Origin of the sequence: Paraburkholderia sp. MM5384-R2 (assembly GCF_014201025.1) — a bacterium.
In the GTDB taxonomy this organism is placed as follows: Bacteria; Pseudomonadota; Gammaproteobacteria; order Burkholderiales; family Burkholderiaceae; genus Paraburkholderia; species Paraburkholderia tuberum.
This window is the reverse complement of the sequence record NZ_JACHDI010000002.1, coordinates 407,830-422,597: the sequence shown is the minus strand read 5'-3', so window position 1 is coordinate 422,597 and position 14,768 is coordinate 407,830. Positions and strand designations below refer to the sequence as shown.

At 62.1% G+C, this 14,768-nt stretch carries 13 protein-coding genes; 5 read left to right on the top strand and 8 right to left on the bottom strand.

Annotated elements, in window-relative coordinates; genetic code table 11:
* The first annotated feature begins 30 nt into the window (after positions 1-30).
* From HDG37_RS05805 to HDG37_RS05795, 3 genes are read left to right on the top strand one after another with little or no spacing between them, the layout of a single operon-like run.
* Positions 31-1,458, top strand: a complete 1,428-nt coding sequence (locus tag HDG37_RS05805; RefSeq protein ID WP_184045146.1) for an MFS transporter — start codon at positions 31-33, stop codon at positions 1,456-1,458.
* 38 nt (positions 1,459-1,496) lie between these two features.
* Positions 1,497-2,060, top strand: a complete 564-nt coding sequence (locus HDG37_RS05800) for a GAF domain-containing protein (protein WP_184045144.1) — start codon at positions 1,497-1,499, stop codon at positions 2,058-2,060.
* Positions 2,057-3,313, top strand: coding sequence for an MFS transporter (locus HDG37_RS05795; protein ID WP_184045142.1), 1,257 nt, complete (start codon positions 2,057-2,059; stop codon positions 3,311-3,313). The genes HDG37_RS05800 and HDG37_RS05795 overlap by 4 nt, the downstream gene beginning before the upstream one ends.
* A 98-nt stretch (positions 3,314-3,411) precedes the next feature.
* On the opposite strand, the gene HDG37_RS05790 is transcribed toward HDG37_RS05795, so the two are convergent.
* The 7 genes from HDG37_RS05790 to HDG37_RS05765 form a co-directional block, all read right to left on the bottom strand.
* Entirely contained in the window at positions 3,412-3,747 is a 336-nt protein-coding gene (locus HDG37_RS05790) for an RcnB family protein (protein WP_184045140.1), read from the bottom strand.
* A 369-nt stretch (positions 3,748-4,116) separates the two neighbouring features.
* Positions 4,117-5,307 carry an arginine deiminase gene (locus HDG37_RS05785; protein WP_409259961.1) on the bottom strand — a complete coding sequence of 397 codons (1,191 nt, stop codon included), beginning with the start codon at positions 5,305-5,307 and terminating at the stop codon, positions 4,117-4,119.
* A 125-nt stretch (positions 5,308-5,432) separates the two neighbouring features.
* A complete protein-coding gene (locus tag HDG37_RS05780; protein ID WP_184045137.1) occupies positions 5,433-6,854 on the bottom strand; it encodes a basic amino acid/polyamine antiporter in 1,422 nt (473 codons plus the stop codon).
* A gap of 527 nt (positions 6,855-7,381) precedes the next feature.
* A complete protein-coding gene (locus HDG37_RS05775; RefSeq protein WP_090810663.1) occupies positions 7,382-8,725 on the bottom strand; it encodes an ATP-binding protein in 1,344 nt (447 codons plus the stop codon).
* Positions 8,722-9,462 carry a response regulator gene (locus HDG37_RS05770; protein WP_018422680.1) on the bottom strand — a complete coding sequence of 247 codons (741 nt, stop codon included), beginning with the start codon at positions 9,460-9,462 and terminating at the stop codon, positions 8,722-8,724. The genes HDG37_RS05775 and HDG37_RS05770 overlap by 4 nt, the downstream gene beginning before the upstream one ends.
* A 7-nt stretch (positions 9,463-9,469) precedes the next feature.
* A complete protein-coding gene (locus tag HDG37_RS39060) occupies positions 9,470-9,592 on the bottom strand; it encodes a hypothetical protein (RefSeq protein WP_260332763.1) in 123 nt (40 codons plus the stop codon).
* Complete coding sequence (locus HDG37_RS05765; RefSeq protein ID WP_090810665.1) at positions 9,589-9,960, bottom strand: GFA family protein; 372 nt, start codon at positions 9,958-9,960, stop codon at positions 9,589-9,591. Before HDG37_RS05765 ends, HDG37_RS39060 begins: the two co-directional genes overlap by 4 nt.
* A 546-nt stretch (positions 9,961-10,506) precedes the next feature.
* Here HDG37_RS05765 and HDG37_RS05760 point away from each other — a divergent pair.
* Positions 10,507-11,550 (top strand): patatin-like phospholipase family protein, encoded by a 1,044-nt coding sequence (locus tag HDG37_RS05760; RefSeq protein ID WP_184045135.1) that lies wholly within the window; start codon positions 10,507-10,509, stop codon positions 11,548-11,550.
* Between the two features lie 2 nt (positions 11,551-11,552).
* Positions 11,553-13,049: a GntP family permease gene (locus HDG37_RS05755; protein WP_184045133.1), complete on the top strand. Its 1,497-nt coding sequence runs from the start codon at positions 11,553-11,555 to the stop codon at positions 13,047-13,049.
* A 115-nt stretch (positions 13,050-13,164) separates the two neighbouring features.
* On the opposite strand, the gene HDG37_RS05750 is transcribed toward HDG37_RS05755, so the two are convergent.
* Positions 13,165-14,568 (bottom strand): replication initiation protein, encoded by a 1,404-nt coding sequence (locus HDG37_RS05750; RefSeq protein WP_184045304.1) that lies wholly within the window; start codon positions 14,566-14,568, stop codon positions 13,165-13,167.
* Positions 14,569-14,768 lie beyond the last annotated feature (200 nt).

Sequence of the window (14,768 nt, the reverse complement as noted above, 5' to 3'; positions counted from 1 at the left end):
GCCGCGCCATTTCCTTCAGGAGAAGTTGCCGTGTCCGCCGTCGCCGCCCGTCTTGAAAGACTTCCCCTGTCGAGCTTTCACCGCAGACTGCTGCTGATCGGCGGCCTCGGGTACATGTTTGACGGGCTCGATTCGTCGTCGCTCGCGTTCCTGCTGCCGGTCGTCAGCAAGCTGTGGCAATTGACGAGCGCTGAGACCGGGCTCGTCGCGAGCAGCACCTATATAGGCTACTTTTTCGGCGCGTTCCTGTCGGGTGTGCTCGCCGACGTGATCGGCCGGCGCCGCATCATGATGAGCGCGCTCGCCATCTATTGCGTCGCGTCTCTCGCGAGCGCGACCGCGCACGACTGGCACACGTTCTTCGCGCTGCGCGTCGTCGCGGGCTTCGGTTCGGGCGCGGAGACGGTCGTGATCGCGCCGTTTCTCGCCGAGTTCGTGCCGCGCCGCTATCGCGGCATTTTCTGCGGCGCGCTGGTCGGCTTCATGTCGTTCGGCTATCTGACCTCGTCGATTCTCGGCTTCGCGGTGGTGCGCAACTTCGCCGACGGCTGGCGCTATCTGGCCGTGATCACGTCGCTGCCCGTCGTGATGCTGCTGTGGTGGCGCCGGACGCTGCCGGAATCGCCGCGCTGGCTCGAAAGCCAGGGCCGCGCGGCCGAAGCGAACGGCATCGTCGGCCGCATCGAAGCGGCGTTCGTCGAGCGCGGCATTGCGCTTGCGCCCGTGACTGCGAACCACGCGCTTCACGCGCTGCCCACGCCGGCCTCGACGCCGGCGCGCGGCAACGCGTGGCGCAACGTGCTCACGCTGTGGTCGCCGCGACTCGCGCGCACGACCGCCGTCAGCTGGCTGATGTGGTTCTCGGTCGCGTTCGCGTACTACTCGTTCTTCGCGTGGATCCCGAGCCTGCTCGTCAAGGAAGGGCTGACGATGACGAAGAGCTTCGGCTATTCGATTGCAATCTATGGCGCGCAGATTCCCGGTTACTTCTCGGCGGCGTGGCTCAACGAAAAGATCGGCCGCAAGGCGGTGGTCGCTTCCTACATGCTGTTCGGCGGCATCGCCGCGATCACGCTCGCGTTTTCTCACACCGGCATACAGATCATGACCGCGGGCATCGCGCTGTCGTTCTTCATGAACGGCGCATTCGCCGGCGTCTACGCTTACACGCCGGAAGTGTTTCCCACCGCGGTACGCACGACTGGCACGGGCTCGTCGTCATCGTTCGGCCGCATCGGCTCGGTCAGCGCGCCGATCCTCGTCGGCCTCGTTTATCCGCTGTCCGGTTTCCTCGGTATATTCGCGATGACCACGACGGTGCTGGTGATCGGCGCATGCGTGGTGTTCTTCCTCGGCATCGAAACGCGCAACCGCTCGCTCGAAGATATCGAGGCGAGCGAACTCGAACCGGCTCGCGACGCGCGAGGCCAGCTGAACTCCACCCGCATGCACGGCTGAACGCACTGCGACTTTTCACACTTTCCGATGCAAACGCGATGCAAATGATGCAAGGCAACCTGACCGAACCCGCACCGCACGATACGCAGATGCTGGATATCGCAGACCTCGAGCGTCTCGCGCTGGCGATGCGCCTGAAGAACCAACCGCTCGAGCTGTTCCGCGCGGTTCACGCGGTGGCGGCAAAGGCGATAGGCCTAAGCCTGTTCACGATCATGTCCTACGATGCGCGGCGTCACGAGGTCGAGCGGGTCTACACGAACCTGCCGGACATCTATCCACTGGGCGGCCGCAAAAAGAAGCAAGGCACCGCGTGGGCGCGACAGATACTTCAGGATCTGAAGCCGTTTCGTGCCGCCACGTCGCAAGGCATTCGCGAGGTCTTCGACGATCATGCGGTGATGACAGGTATCGGTCTCGGCTCGATCCTCAACATTCCGATCGCCTATGACGGCGTGTGCATCGGTACGATGAACCTGACCCACAAGGAAGGCTGGTACACCAGCCGTCATGAAAGCATAGGCCTCCTGATCGGCGCCTTCCTTGTCCCCGCTCTGCTCAAGCAGAATACGGCATCCCCCGCTTGCGCCGCCCGTTCATGAAAACACCATCCGACCTGCAAAACTATCGAGCGGTGACCCATTCCGCCGTCTCGCAAGGCCGCTGGGTGCTGGTCTTCGTGCTCGCCTACCTCGCGCTGATCGCCGATGGCGCCGACGTGATGATGTACGGCCTCACCCTGTCGCGCATCAAGGACGACTTCGGGCTGACCAATGTCGAAGCGGGCGCGCTCGGCAGTCTGACCTTGCTCGGCATGGCGATCGGCGGCATTGTCGGCGGCTGGGCGAGCGATCGTCTCGGCCGCGTGCGGGTCATCGCATGGGCGCTCGCGCTGTTCTCGCTCGGCGCGGGGATGCTCGGGTTCACGCACAGCTTCGTCGAATTCGCGGCGGTGCGCTTTATCAGTTCGCTCGGCATTGGCTGCATGGTGCTGGTCACCACGCTCGTAGCCGAATATGTGCCGACAGAACGGCGCTCGCTGGTACTCGGCATGCTGCAAACCGGCATTTCGGCCGGCTATATCGTCGTGATCGCACTCAGCAACTGGATCCTGCCGCAGTACGGCTGGCGCACGCTGTACTACGTGTCTGCCGTGCCGGTGCTGCTCGCGTTCGCGATCAAGTTCGCGGTGCCCGAACCGGCGGCATGGCTCGCTAGCCGGGCTGCCGACCGTGCGAGCAAAACGCGGCTCGTCGACAATCGCTACGCGCAGATTTTCCGCGACCGCCAGGCGCGCACGATGTTCATCCTGTGGACCTTCGCGTCGACCTTCGTGCTGTCCGGCTTTTACGGCCTGAACAACTGGCTGCCGACGTATCTCGAGAAGGAATTGCACATCAAGTTCAGCTCGCTGACCGGCTATATGATCGGCACATACGTGGTCGCCTTCATCGGCAAGATCTTCGCGGGCTGGCTCGGTGACCGCTGGAGCCGGCGCGGCGTGTACGTGCTGGGCTGCATCGGTGCGGCACTCTTTCTGCCCGTGATCATTTTCTGGCACACCCACGACAACATTTCCACGCTGATGCTTGTCTTCGGCTTTCTGTACGGCGTGCCACTCGGCACGATCGGCACATTCATGTCGGAGAGTTTTGCGACGTCGGTGCGCGGCACCGCGGTGGGCGGCTCGTATAATCTCGGGCGCTTTTGTTCGGGGGCGGCGCCGATCGTCATCGGTTTTATCGCGACGCAGTTCTCGATCGGACTTGGCTTTCTCGTGGTCGGCGCGGTGTTCTTTTTGAGCGGCGTGACTGCATTGTTCGTTCCCGACCGGCTATACGACACGCAGCATTAAATCGACGCGAAAATGACGAAATCATGTCGTGTCGATGAATAGCCCAGGTTCCGGCGCTAAAACTGGTCGCCGGATAGCCCGGGCACCACGAGGAAGCATTACTGGGTTCCGGCGACAATGTCTGAAATGGTCCAGTTGTTCGTCGTTACGAGCACGTAGTCGCCATTGACACCCAGCCATTTGTGCCCGCGCGGCGGCGCATTGAGGCCGTGTCCGCGCCAGTCGTCCATCATGAAGTTGTAGTTACGGTATTCGGCCGGCACACGTTGACCTTTATGCCAGTCACGGTGCGGAATCGACGGCATCACCTGCTGACGGCCCGTACCGGCCATCTGGCCGCCGCCCTCGTCCTTGTGGGGCCCAGCCGCAATCGCGAGCGCGGACATACCGGCAAACGACAAGGCGACGAGTTGCGCAACAAAGCGATTATTCATGTTCGAACCTCCGTGCGGTGGAAAAAAGCTCCGAGCATTCACGCGATTGACGTGAAAAGTGATTGTCCAGCTACTCGCAGATTCATTAACTCGAACTTCATTGCAGCGATCACTGGTCTATCGAATGTAATCTTTGCAAATCGCGAGATATCAAATTCGATAATTCAGGCGCGAAGTCGTTAAAAAGTATAGTAAAAGGAAGTTCGACTTCAAGCCGGACCTGCCCACCACTACGGCGTGCGTCAACCCGGCGATTAGCGGGGCGATTCGATTCGTCGCGTCATCTGGACGGATCGCGCCGTTCCTGGCGGCGGCGGACGCGCGCGCGACACTTTGCCCGTCACCGGCCAGATTGATTCGCTTGACTGATCAATAGTCGACCGCATCGCGGATGATCGGGCAGGTCATGCAGTGACCGCCGCCACGTCCACGGCCCAGTTCCGCACCGACGATCGTAATCACCTCGATGCCCTGCTTGCGCAACAGCGTGTTCGTGTACGTGTTGCGGTCGTATGCATAGACGACGCCCGGGGACGCGCACACGAGGTTCGCACCGCTATCCCACTGCGTGCGCTCGCGTTGATAGTCGCTGCCGCCCGCCTCGACCACGCGCAGATGCTTCAGCCCGAGCGCCTCGGCGACAACGTCGGTGAACGGCTTGTTTTCGGCGTGCAACTCGACGCCGCTCGGATGGCTGCTCGGCCGATACGAATAGGTGCGCGTCTTCGCCATGAAGTCCGGGGCGACCAGTACGCAATCGCGATCGGCGAACGTGAACACGGTATCGAGGTGCATTGCCGCGCGAATCTTCGGCATCGCCGCGACGATCACGCGCTCGGCCGCGCCCTTCTTGAACAGCATTGCGGCCAGTTGACTGATGGCCTGCCGCGAGGTGCGCTCGCTCATGCCGATCAGCACGACGCCGTTGCCGATCGGCATCACATCGCCGCCTTCCAGCGTGGCGAGACCGTGGTCCTGAGTCGGGTCGCCCCACCACACGTTGACCTTGCCCGCGAAATCGGGGTGGAACTTGTAGATCGCCGTAGTCAGGATCGTCTCCTCGTGGCGGGCCGGCCAGTACAGCGCATTCAGCGTGACGCCGCCATAGATCCAGCACGTCGTGTCGCGCGTGTACAGCGTGTTCGGCAGCGGCGGCAGCAGATATTCGGTGCCGCCCGCCGCTTCTTTCGCGACCTCCAGCGCCTTGCCGCCATGCGCTTCCGGGAAGTCGTGAGTGGATAGCCCGCCAATCAGCGTTTCGGCAAGCTTGCGATTGTCGAGCCCTTCCAGATAGCTTCTCAATTCATCAATAAAGCCGAGGCCGACCTGATTCGGCACCACCTGGTTGTCGAGAATCCACTTCTTGCCTTCGGGCACCGCGACCGTTTCGGCGAGCAGATTGTGCATCTCCACCACTTCGACGCCGCGGTCGCGCATCTTCGTGACGAAGTCGAAGTGGTCGCGCTTCGCGTTCTCGACCCACAGTACGTCGTCGAACAGCAGTTCATCGCAATTGCTCGGGGTAAGACGCTGATGCGCGAGCCCCGGTGCGCAGACCATCACTTTGCGCAGCTGCCCGACTTCCGAGTAGACACCCAATTCACCCGCTTTCGCGTCCGTGTTCGCCATGATGATCTCCTGAATGCCAATGTTGGCCCGCTCTGTTCAATCGGATTTCATTAAAGCTAAATCGCGATCCTTCCGGTTACGAGGCCATAGATGCCGATGATCGCGCCAATGATCGCAACGATAAAAATGATCCAGTCGGAAACGATGAAGACATTCTTGTTCTGCTCGCGCCGAGCCCAGATATAAAGCGCCGTTCCTGGCGCATACAGCACGGCGGAAAGCAGAATGAATTTCAGGCCACCCGCCCAGATCATGAAGACCGTATAGATCGAGGCGATTGCGGCCATGATGAAGTCACGCCGGCGCTCGTCGGCGCGCACGTCGTAACCGTCGCCGCGATTCGCGTTCATGCAGCCGAACGCCGCGACGAAGAGGTACGGAATCAACGACATCGCGCTCGTCAGATTCAGCATCAGCGCGAACGCATCGCGCGAGAAGTAGGTGCTGATGACGAGCAGCTGCACCACGATGTTGGTCAGCCACAATGCATTGGCAGGTACCTTGTTGGCGTTTTCCCTCGCGAATACGGCGGGCATGTCTTCGGTCTTTGCCGCCGTGAACAGCACTTCGGCGCAGATCAGCGACCAGGCGAGATAAGCGCCCAGTACCGAAATCAGCAAACCTATGCTGACGAAAACCGCGCCCCAATGACCGACCACCGCTTCGAGCACCGCCGCCATCGACGGCTGCCGCATGGCCGCGATGTCGGCGCGCTGGAGCACTGCGTAAGGCAGCATCGTCACGAGCACCATCAGCGAGGTCACGACGACGAAGCCGAGAATCGTCGACTGGCCGACATCGGAGCGCTTCTTCGCATAACGGGAATAAACGCTCGCCCCTTCGATACCGATGAACACGAACACGGTGACCAGCATCGTGGCCCGCACCTGCTCGAGGATATTGCCTTCGAGTCCTCCGCCGTAGAGGTTGGCCTGGAACAGGTCCAACCGGAAACCGAAGATCAGGATCAAGATGAACACGAGAATCGGAATGACCTTGGCGACCGTGACGATACTGTTGATGAAGGCCGCCTGCTGCACGCCCTTCAGGATCATGAAATGAAATAGCCAGATGCCGATCGATGCAACGACGATCGCGACGACCGTATTGCCGTCGCCGAACACGGGAAAAAACGCGCCGAGTGTCGACTTGATCAGCACCCAGTAAGAAACGTTGCCGATACAGCTACCGATCCAATAGCCAAATGCGGAGAGAAAGCCCGGATAGTCGCCAAAGCCCGCTTTCGCATACGCAAACACGCCGGCGTCCAGTTCGGGCTTGCGTTCGGCCAGCGCCTGAAATACGCGCGCCAGCATATACATGCCCGTGCCCGCAATCAGCCAGGCAATCACGGCGCCCAACGGACCGGTGGCACTGGCAAAAGTGCGCGGCAGGGAAAAGATCCCGGCTCCGACCATGCCGCCCACCACCATCCCGGTGAGTTGCATTTTTGACATCTTTTGTGGAGTGGACGCCATTCGGATTCCTTTTAGTTACCTTTTTAACAAGGATCTGTAATCAGATTCGAACGAAACGTGTCTCTCGGCCAATCTTGCTGTTGATCAGCCGCGCTACTCTGCAACCACCACACGAAAAGAATGGTCTGTCCGTTGGTGTTTGTCAATTTATCGAAGACAAGGTAACGGACTGTGCCTCGCTATGCGATCGAATCCATCGATGCTGCGTTGCCGAATCTGGTTGAATTTGCGAATTAACAATTCACCACGCATCTGAATCGCTCGCATCGATAAGTCGCTTTGAATATCGATGATTTAACAATGATGCGACCTGCCGCATCACCGCAGCGGTTTTCTCAAATGATGGGGAATCGCTGAAGCGAGCTGAACCGGTGGTCGTTCAGAACTACTGAGAAGCACCAGAGCCACAGCTCGAAATGGCGCGCGGGGGTCATTAATAGTCCAAACCCGATGACGATTTCATAATGGCGGGCTTTGTGAATTTTTCTGACGGAATCGCCCGCGTGGCCGCGCCGCAAGAGGTCCAACTATGACTCGCGCAACTTCCTCAACGTCAGTCGCGCTTCGAGACCGCCGCCGACGCGGTTGTGCAGCGTGAGCGTCGCGTCCATCGCGAGCGCGAGTTGCCGCGCGATCGCGAGCCCCAGCCCCGTGCCGCCCGTTTGACGATTGCGCGACCCTTCGAGCCGCACGAACGGCTCGAACACCGTCTCCAGCGACTCGACCGGAATGCCGGGACCGCGATCGAGCACCGACACGGTAGCCTCGCCATCGTGCAACGCCCCGATATCGATCTGCGCGGCGCCGCCGTACCTCAGCGCGTTATCGACCAGATTGCCGACGATGCGCTTCAACGCCTGCGGACGCATCGTCAGCGACTGGCCGAAGTGGCCCTGCAGCGACACTTGCTGACCCGCGTCGACGTAGTCGCAGACCAGGCTGTCGAACAGCGCATCGGGATCGATGCGGCGCGGCACCTCGGTCGTGCCATGCATCGTGCGTGCATAGGTGACCCCTTCCTTGACCAGCGCCTCCATTTCCTGCAGATCCTGGCGCAGCTTTGCGGCCTCGCTGTCGTTGTCCATCGTGTCGACACGCAGACGCATGCGCGTGATCGGCGTCTGCAAATCGTGCGAAATCGCCGCGAGAATCTGCATGCGCTCGGTCATGTACGTGGCGATCCGATCCTGCATCGCGTTGAACGCGCGCGCGGCGCGCGCCACTTCGGACGGACCGGCTTCGCGCAGACGCGCGGCCTTCAGGTCGGGGCCGAGCGTGTCGGCCGCGACTGCGAGCTGATTGAGCGGGCGCGTCGCGAGCCGTACCGCCAGCCAGCAGCAGGCCGCGAGCACGAGCAGCTGCAGCGTCAGCACGAGCGGCAGCCAGCGCGACAACGGGGCGCCGGGCATCGGCCGCAGGTCGATGGTGAGCGGCGTGCCGTCGCTCAGTTTCAGGTGCACCTGCAGACGCTCGCGATCGCCCGGCACTGCGTTGACGGTCAACGGATAGCGCGTGCCGATGCCATCGCCGATCGACTGCGCGACGCGCGCCGACAGGCTCGCGTCGACCGGGGTGCCTGGCACGCCCGGGCCGAGCACGAACTCATAGCTGCGCCGCGCGAGCCGCGGCAGCCACTGGGCGCGCTCGTCGGGCGGCAGATGATCGAGCAGCGCGACCGAGCTCGCCACCTCGCGCTCGATGTAGCCCATCATGATGTTGGTCATCGTCTGGTCGCGCTCGGTCATCGTGAGCCAGAACGACAGCGCCTGCGCGAGCGCGAGCCCGACGAACAAAATCACCGCGAGCCGCGCGAACAGCGTGCGCGGCCAATGCGGCCAGCGCAGCAACGACGGTGATGGAGATGCGCTCATTGCGGATCTCCGATCGCGGTCACGGCCGCTGAAAACACATAGCCCTCGCTGCGCAGCGTCTTGATGTAGCGCGGCTCGCGCGCGCCGTCCCGCAGGCGTTGACGCAGGCGGCTCACCATCAGATCGATCGAGCGGTCGAACGGATCGGCCTGGCGTCCCTGGGTGAGGTTCAGCAACTGATCGCGCGTGAGCACGCGCTGCGGATGATCGAGAAACACACGCAACAGACGGTACTCCGCGCCGCTCAACGCCACCTCGGTTCCGTCCGCGTCGAGCAGATGGCGCGCGGTCGTGTCGAGCCGCCAGTCGCCGAAGCACAGCATCGGCGCCGACTCCGTCACCTCCATGCCGGGCGGCAGCATGCGCGCGCGGCGCAGCACCGAACGGATTCGCGCGAGCAACTCGCGTGCGGCGAACGGTTTGGTCAGGTAATCGTCGGCGCCCATTTCGAGGCCGACGATCCGGTCCGCTTCCTCGCTGCGCGCCGTCAGCATCAGGATCGGCACTGTGCGGAACTTGCCCGCGCGCAACTCGCGGCACAGCACGAGGCCGTCTTCGCCGGGCAGCATCAGGTCGAGCACGATCAGGTCGGGCGCGCCGTTCTCGAGCGCGGCGCGCATCTGGCGGCCATTGGCCGCGAGCGAGACACGCACGCCGTTTTTCTCGAGGTATCCCGCGAGCAGTTCACGGATACCGCGATCGTCATCGACGATCAGTACGTGGTCGGAGGTTTCCATCGACGGATTATCTGCTGCGGCGTTTGAGTTGCACGCCGCTCGACTGGATCAATGAACACTGCAACGGATGCGCGAGTTCGGCCGCGAAGCCGCCCGCCACGAACACAGCGATGGCAAACAGGCGTTTCATGCGTCCTCCAGCACGGAAAGACTCGCGCCATCGGCCACGCCGGCTTCGAGCGCGTAAGGATCGACCCCGTCGAGGCAGCCGATATTGACGCGCCATTGCTGCGGATCCTTGCGCGTCTGATGAAAAGGATAGATGCCGCAATGCTTGCAGAAGTAGTGTTTCGCGACCTTCGTGTTGAACTGGTATAGCGTCAGCGAATCCTCGCCACTCAGAATCTTCAACTGACTGGCGGGAAAGAGCGGTGTCATCAGCGCGCCCTTGCGGCGACACAGGCTGCAGTTGCAACGACCAGCCGGAACGATTTCGGTGCGAACTTCGAACTTGACGGCCCCGCAGTGACAGGACCCTTGCAGCAACCCGGCGTTCATGATGCTCTCCGTGATTTGGCGATGCCTGCTTTATAGCCCGGTTCATCAGTCGAATTATGTCGTAACGTATCCGGCGGCCGAGACGATACATTACATTGCAATACGCCGCGGCGATTAGCGCAGGGCGAAACAGCGAAGATATACACGCGAGTTAGCATTTAAGCGGCACGCGCAAACGGATAACGCAGATTGCATGATTGCCACCGCATTATCGCGCTCAACCGTGCAAAGATACTCCGCCTATCCATGATTATGTGAGCGGCTTATATGTAAGCGGCGCGACGGGGCGCGCCGGCCGGCCTCCCTACACGCTGTTTTTGACCTCGGCGTGACCAACCGGCTTTTCTATATTCCGCTTGAATGGCCGGCAACGCTTGACTTTTAGTCACTGGCCACTTCCAATACCAATGGTGCAGTGCGACGTTTCGCCTTTGAAACACGCCTCACTTCATTCGGTAGTTCACAGCATTGGCCAGCAGTTCATTCGTCCGCCGTGCATGCGGCGTCAGCTCGCGAAATGGAGCACTCCTCACTACCGGAGTCGTCTTGGCTGCAACAAAAAACCAACCCACCCACCGCGAACCCGCCCTTATCGACCTCGCATTGCAAGGCGGCGGATCGCACGGTGCTTTTACATGGGGCGTCCTCGACCGTTTGCTCGAAGAGTCGTGGCTGCAAATCGAAGGAATATCGGGTACGTCGGCTGGCGCGATGAACGCCGCGGTGCTGGTGAGCGGCTATCAGGCAGACGGCGCGGCCGGCGCGCGCGCCGCGCTCGAAGCCTTCTGGCGACGAGTATTCGAAGCATCGGTGTACAGCCCGTTTCGCCGTACCCCGTTCGACGTGTTGATGGGCCGCTGGACGCTCGACTACTCGCCGCTCTTCATCGCGATGGACCTCGCGGCGCGCGTGTTTTCTCCATACGACCTGAACCCGCGCGGCGTACATCCGCTGGCGAAGATTCTGCAGGACTCGATCGATTTCGCGCATCTGCGCGACGCGCCGATCAAGCTGTTCATCACCGCGACGCGCGTGCGCACGGGCCAGGCGCGTGTGTTTCGCAATGGCGACCTGACGCCTGACGTGCTGCTCGCCTCCGGCTGCCTGCCCACGCTGTTTCAGGCCGTGCAGATCGACGGTGAAGACTACTGGGACGGCGGCTATGCCGGTAATCCGACCATGACGCCGCTGGTACGCGAATGCACGTCGAGCGACACGCTGCTGATTCAGGTCAATCCCGTCGTGCGGGACGAAACCCCGCGCACCGCGCGCGACATCATCAGTCGCCTGAACGAAGTTGCCTTCAACGCGCCGCTGCTGAAAGAGCTGCGCATGATCGCGCTGCTGCGCCGCGCGGCGGACCCCGGCAGCGACGAAGGCCGCCATTGGGCGGCGATGCGCATCCATCGGATCGCGAGCGAGCTGATGACCGAACTCGGCTACTCGTCGAAGCTGAACGCCGAGTGGAGCTTTCTGACGATGCTGCGCGACGAAGGCCGGCGTGCCGCCGACGCGTTCCTCGCCGAGCACGGCGATTCGATCGGCGTGCGCTCCTCGCTGGATCTTGACGCGTTGCTCGACGGAGTCTGACCATGGAAGTCATCACCCTGTCACCGCTCGCGATCGGTCTAGGGCTTTTCGGCATGCTCGCGAGTCTCGCGCTGCTGATCGGCTTCGCGTACCGCGGCTGGACCGTGCTGCTGCTCGCGCCGTTCGCCGCGATGCTGGCCGCCGCGATTTCGGGCGAACCGATTCTCGCGCATTGGACCCAGACCTTCATGCTCAGCGCCGCGCGCTTTCTCGCGCAGTTCTTTCCGTTGTTCCTGCTCGGCGCGCTGTTCGGCAAGCTGATGGAAGACAGCGGTTCCGTGAAGGCGATCGCCAGTTACATGACGGAGAAGCTTGGCGCGCATCGGGCGATTCTCGCGGTCGTGATCGGTGGCGCACTCGTCACCTATGGCGGCGTCAGCCTCTTCGTGGCGTTCTTCGTGCTCGCGCCGATGGCCACCGCCCTCTTCCAGGCCGCCAATATTCCGCGCCGTCTGATGCCGGCCGCGATCGCGCTCGGCACGTCGACGTTCACGATGTCCGCGCTACCCGGCACACCGGCTATCCAGAACGCGATCCCGATGCCGTTCTTTGGTACGACGCCGTTTGCGGCGCCTGGGCTTGGCATCATCGCGAGTATCGTGATGGTGGTGTTCGGGCTCTGGTGGTTGTCCTTGCAGCAATCGCGCGCGAAGGGGGCCAATGAAGGATTCGACGGACTCGAAGCGGCGGGGAAATCCACCCGGGCGCCGGCCAGCGACAACCTCGTGCGCGAGCGCGCAAGCGTATCGCAGAGTTTCGATCCGGAGGAAGCGAAGCGCGGGCATGTCAGCGAGAGTCTGCCCTCGTTCGGCGTCGCGCTCACGCCGCTCGTGCTCGTCGTGCTGACCAACTTCGTGATGAACGTGATCGTGCTGCCGCGCATCGACGCCGACTATCTGGCCGAGGTCCGTTGGGGCGAGACGTCGCTTGCGGCGGTCGGCGGTGTGTGGGGCGTGTGCGTGGCGCTCACCGTCGCGATCGTCGTGCTCGTGCTGCTCAATCGGCATCGTCTGCCAGCGCTGCGCGAGACGATCGATGCGGGCGCGAATGCATCGGTGCTGCCGGTGCTCAGCGTCGGCAGTCTGGTCGGCTATGGCGCGGTGATCGCCGCGCTGCCGGCGTTCGCGCTCGTGCGCGAATGGGTGCTGGGTATCGGCGGTGGTCCGCTCGTATCGCTCGCGGTCGCCACCAATCTGCTCGCGGCGCTGACCGGCTCGGCCTCGGGCGGTCTCACCATTGCGCTCGACGCGCTCGGCAGCACCTATCTGCAACTGGCTGCGCAATACGGCATCGACCCGGCGCTGCTGCATCGGGTCGCCGTGATTTCCTCAGGCACACTCGACAGCCTGCCGCATAACGGCGCGGTCGTCACGCTGCTTGCCGTGTGCGGGTCGAACCACCGCGACAGCTATCGCGACATCGTGATCGTCGGGATTCTCGGCGCGTTACTCGCGCTGGTGGTGGTGATCGTGCTGGGCTCGCTGTTCGGGTCGTTCTGAGCGTCTGAAGTAGCAAGGGGTCTTGCACTGACGTTGCTATCCGTCAGTGCAAGACCCCTTTCTATTTGCCGGTCGGCTCAGTTTGGGCTGCTTTGCAGCCGATTTCCGGCTCACTTCACGCCGCCGCGCGCGCCGCATTCATCCGGCCGAACACGAACTGCCCCAGATACCAGACCAGCTCGGTATTCGCGAAAATCGCATCTTCGGTGACCGTCGACGGTTCGAGCTTCATCCGACGCAGCATCAGCTTGCCTTCGCGCGACGTCGTCCACGCATGCATCAGTTCCTTGCGCGTCTTCGCATCGGCGGCGTTGAAATGGTCGCGGCCCTTGCGCGAATCCTCGTTCATGCGCGCGCGCACTTCTTCTTCGCGCGTCGCGATGCTGTGCGCCACGGTCTTTCTCGTTTCGGTCTTGACCACCTGTTCCTGCGTTTCGTCGGCGAGCAGTTTGGCCTGTACGTCGACCATCGTGCGCTCGGCGTCGGAGATCTTCCAGTTGTCGCGTAGCGCGCGCATCAGATAGCCCGCGGGGCTCTTCTTGACCTGGCCGCGCTTGACCCTGAAGCGCGTGTATTCGACGGCCTGCTGGATACGTTCGTCGGTCCAGAGTTCGCGGTTCTCCGAAATCTCGCTGAACTGCTTGGTCGAGAGCCCGAATTCGTCGGTGAGAATCTTGTACAGATGGCTCGCGTCGGCGAGGCTCGCGAGTACCGCGTCGGCTGTGTCCTTGCGCTTGAGCAGGAAGCGGATGCGGTCGATTTTCTTCGACGTCGTGGATGCAGTCCGCGTCTCATAGGACATCTCGACGTCCGACACTTCGTTGATCTCGCGCACCGCCGGCTCGAGCCAATCGCGCTTGAAGTATTTGAAGATGGCGGCATTCGCGCCCATTTTGCCGGGCCAGTTGCGCATTTCCTCGAGCTGGATCCAGTCGGTGCGTCCCGCGGGCACGTTGGGCAACACTTTGTCGTAGATCGCGCGCGCGAGACTGCGCGTGAACGCGGTGGAAATGCGCAAGCTCAGCCAATGCGATTTCTGCGGATCGCGGATATGCGGCACGAGCCGCGGATGGACGTCGAAACGCATACGTCCGCGATGAAAGCCGACCATGCCGATCAACTGAACCTGCACCCACAGATCGTCTTCGTTGGGATCGCGGTCCGCGGGCGTATTCGTCACGCGAACTTTCGCGTTCTGAGCTTCGTCGGCGATCGTGCGCAAGTGCTTCAGGTTGCGGCTGTCGTAACGCATCAGCCACTTGAAGTAGTTGAGTTCGACGTCGTACTGATCGCGCTGCTCGGGCTCCTGCGCGACGATGAAGTACGCGGCATCGAGAAAGCGTCGCGCCGGCAGCCCCATATTGACGATTTCGGTGAAGAAATCGTTGCGCTGATAACCGATCTCGCGATTGGCCTCGTTGATGCGCAATCCCTGATCGAACATGTCTTCGAACAGCGCGAGCGCCATCTGGCGTGACGTCGCTTTCGACCTGCCCTCTTCCGGATTGTCCGCGGCCATGTTCTTCATCCACTTTTTCGCTCCCGGGACTGTAAGCATGCGGTGGTGAGCTGTCAACACACAGAACCTCACCATCAAACGACCGCGACGGAGGCCGTTTCGGCGTCCCTTCCGCGTTTCGGCACACAGAACCTCACCATGTTCACAAAGAACCTCACCTTGCGCGCGGGCGTTCGCGCGGCAAGTCCTTATGCGACGGC

Coding starts and splice junctions, on each gene's coding strand:
- HDG37_RS05800 (WP_184045144.1), top strand. CDS start 1,497: ATGCAAATGATGCAAGGCAACCTGACCGAACCCGCACCGCACGATACG.
- HDG37_RS05795 (WP_184045142.1), top strand. CDS start 2,057: ATGAAAACACCATCCGACCTGCAAAACTATCGAGCGGTGACCCATTCC.
- HDG37_RS05790 (WP_184045140.1), bottom strand. CDS start 3,747: ATGAATAATCGCTTTGTTGCGCAACTCGTCGCCTTGTCGTTTGCCGGT.
- HDG37_RS05785 (WP_409259961.1), bottom strand. CDS start 5,307: ATGGTCTGCGCACCGGGGCTCGCGCATCAGCGTCTTACCCCGAGCAAT.
- HDG37_RS05780 (WP_184045137.1), bottom strand. CDS start 6,854: ATGGCGTCCACTCCACAAAAGATGTCAAAAATGCAACTCACCGGGATG.
- HDG37_RS05775 (WP_090810663.1), bottom strand. CDS start 8,725: ATGAGCGCATCTCCATCACCGTCGTTGCTGCGCTGGCCGCATTGGCCG.
- HDG37_RS05770 (WP_018422680.1), bottom strand. CDS start 9,462: ATGGAAACCTCCGACCACGTACTGATCGTCGATGACGATCGCGGTATC.
- HDG37_RS39060 (WP_260332763.1), bottom strand. CDS start 9,592: ATGAAACGCCTGTTTGCCATCGCTGTGTTCGTGGCGGGCGGCTTCGCG.
- HDG37_RS05765 (WP_090810665.1), bottom strand. CDS start 9,960: ATGAACGCCGGGTTGCTGCAAGGGTCCTGTCACTGCGGGGCCGTCAAG.
- HDG37_RS05755 (WP_184045133.1), top strand. CDS start 11,553: ATGGAAGTCATCACCCTGTCACCGCTCGCGATCGGTCTAGGGCTTTTC.
- HDG37_RS05750 (WP_184045304.1), bottom strand. CDS start 14,568: ATGGCCGCGGACAATCCGGAAGAGGGCAGGTCGAAAGCGACGTCACGC.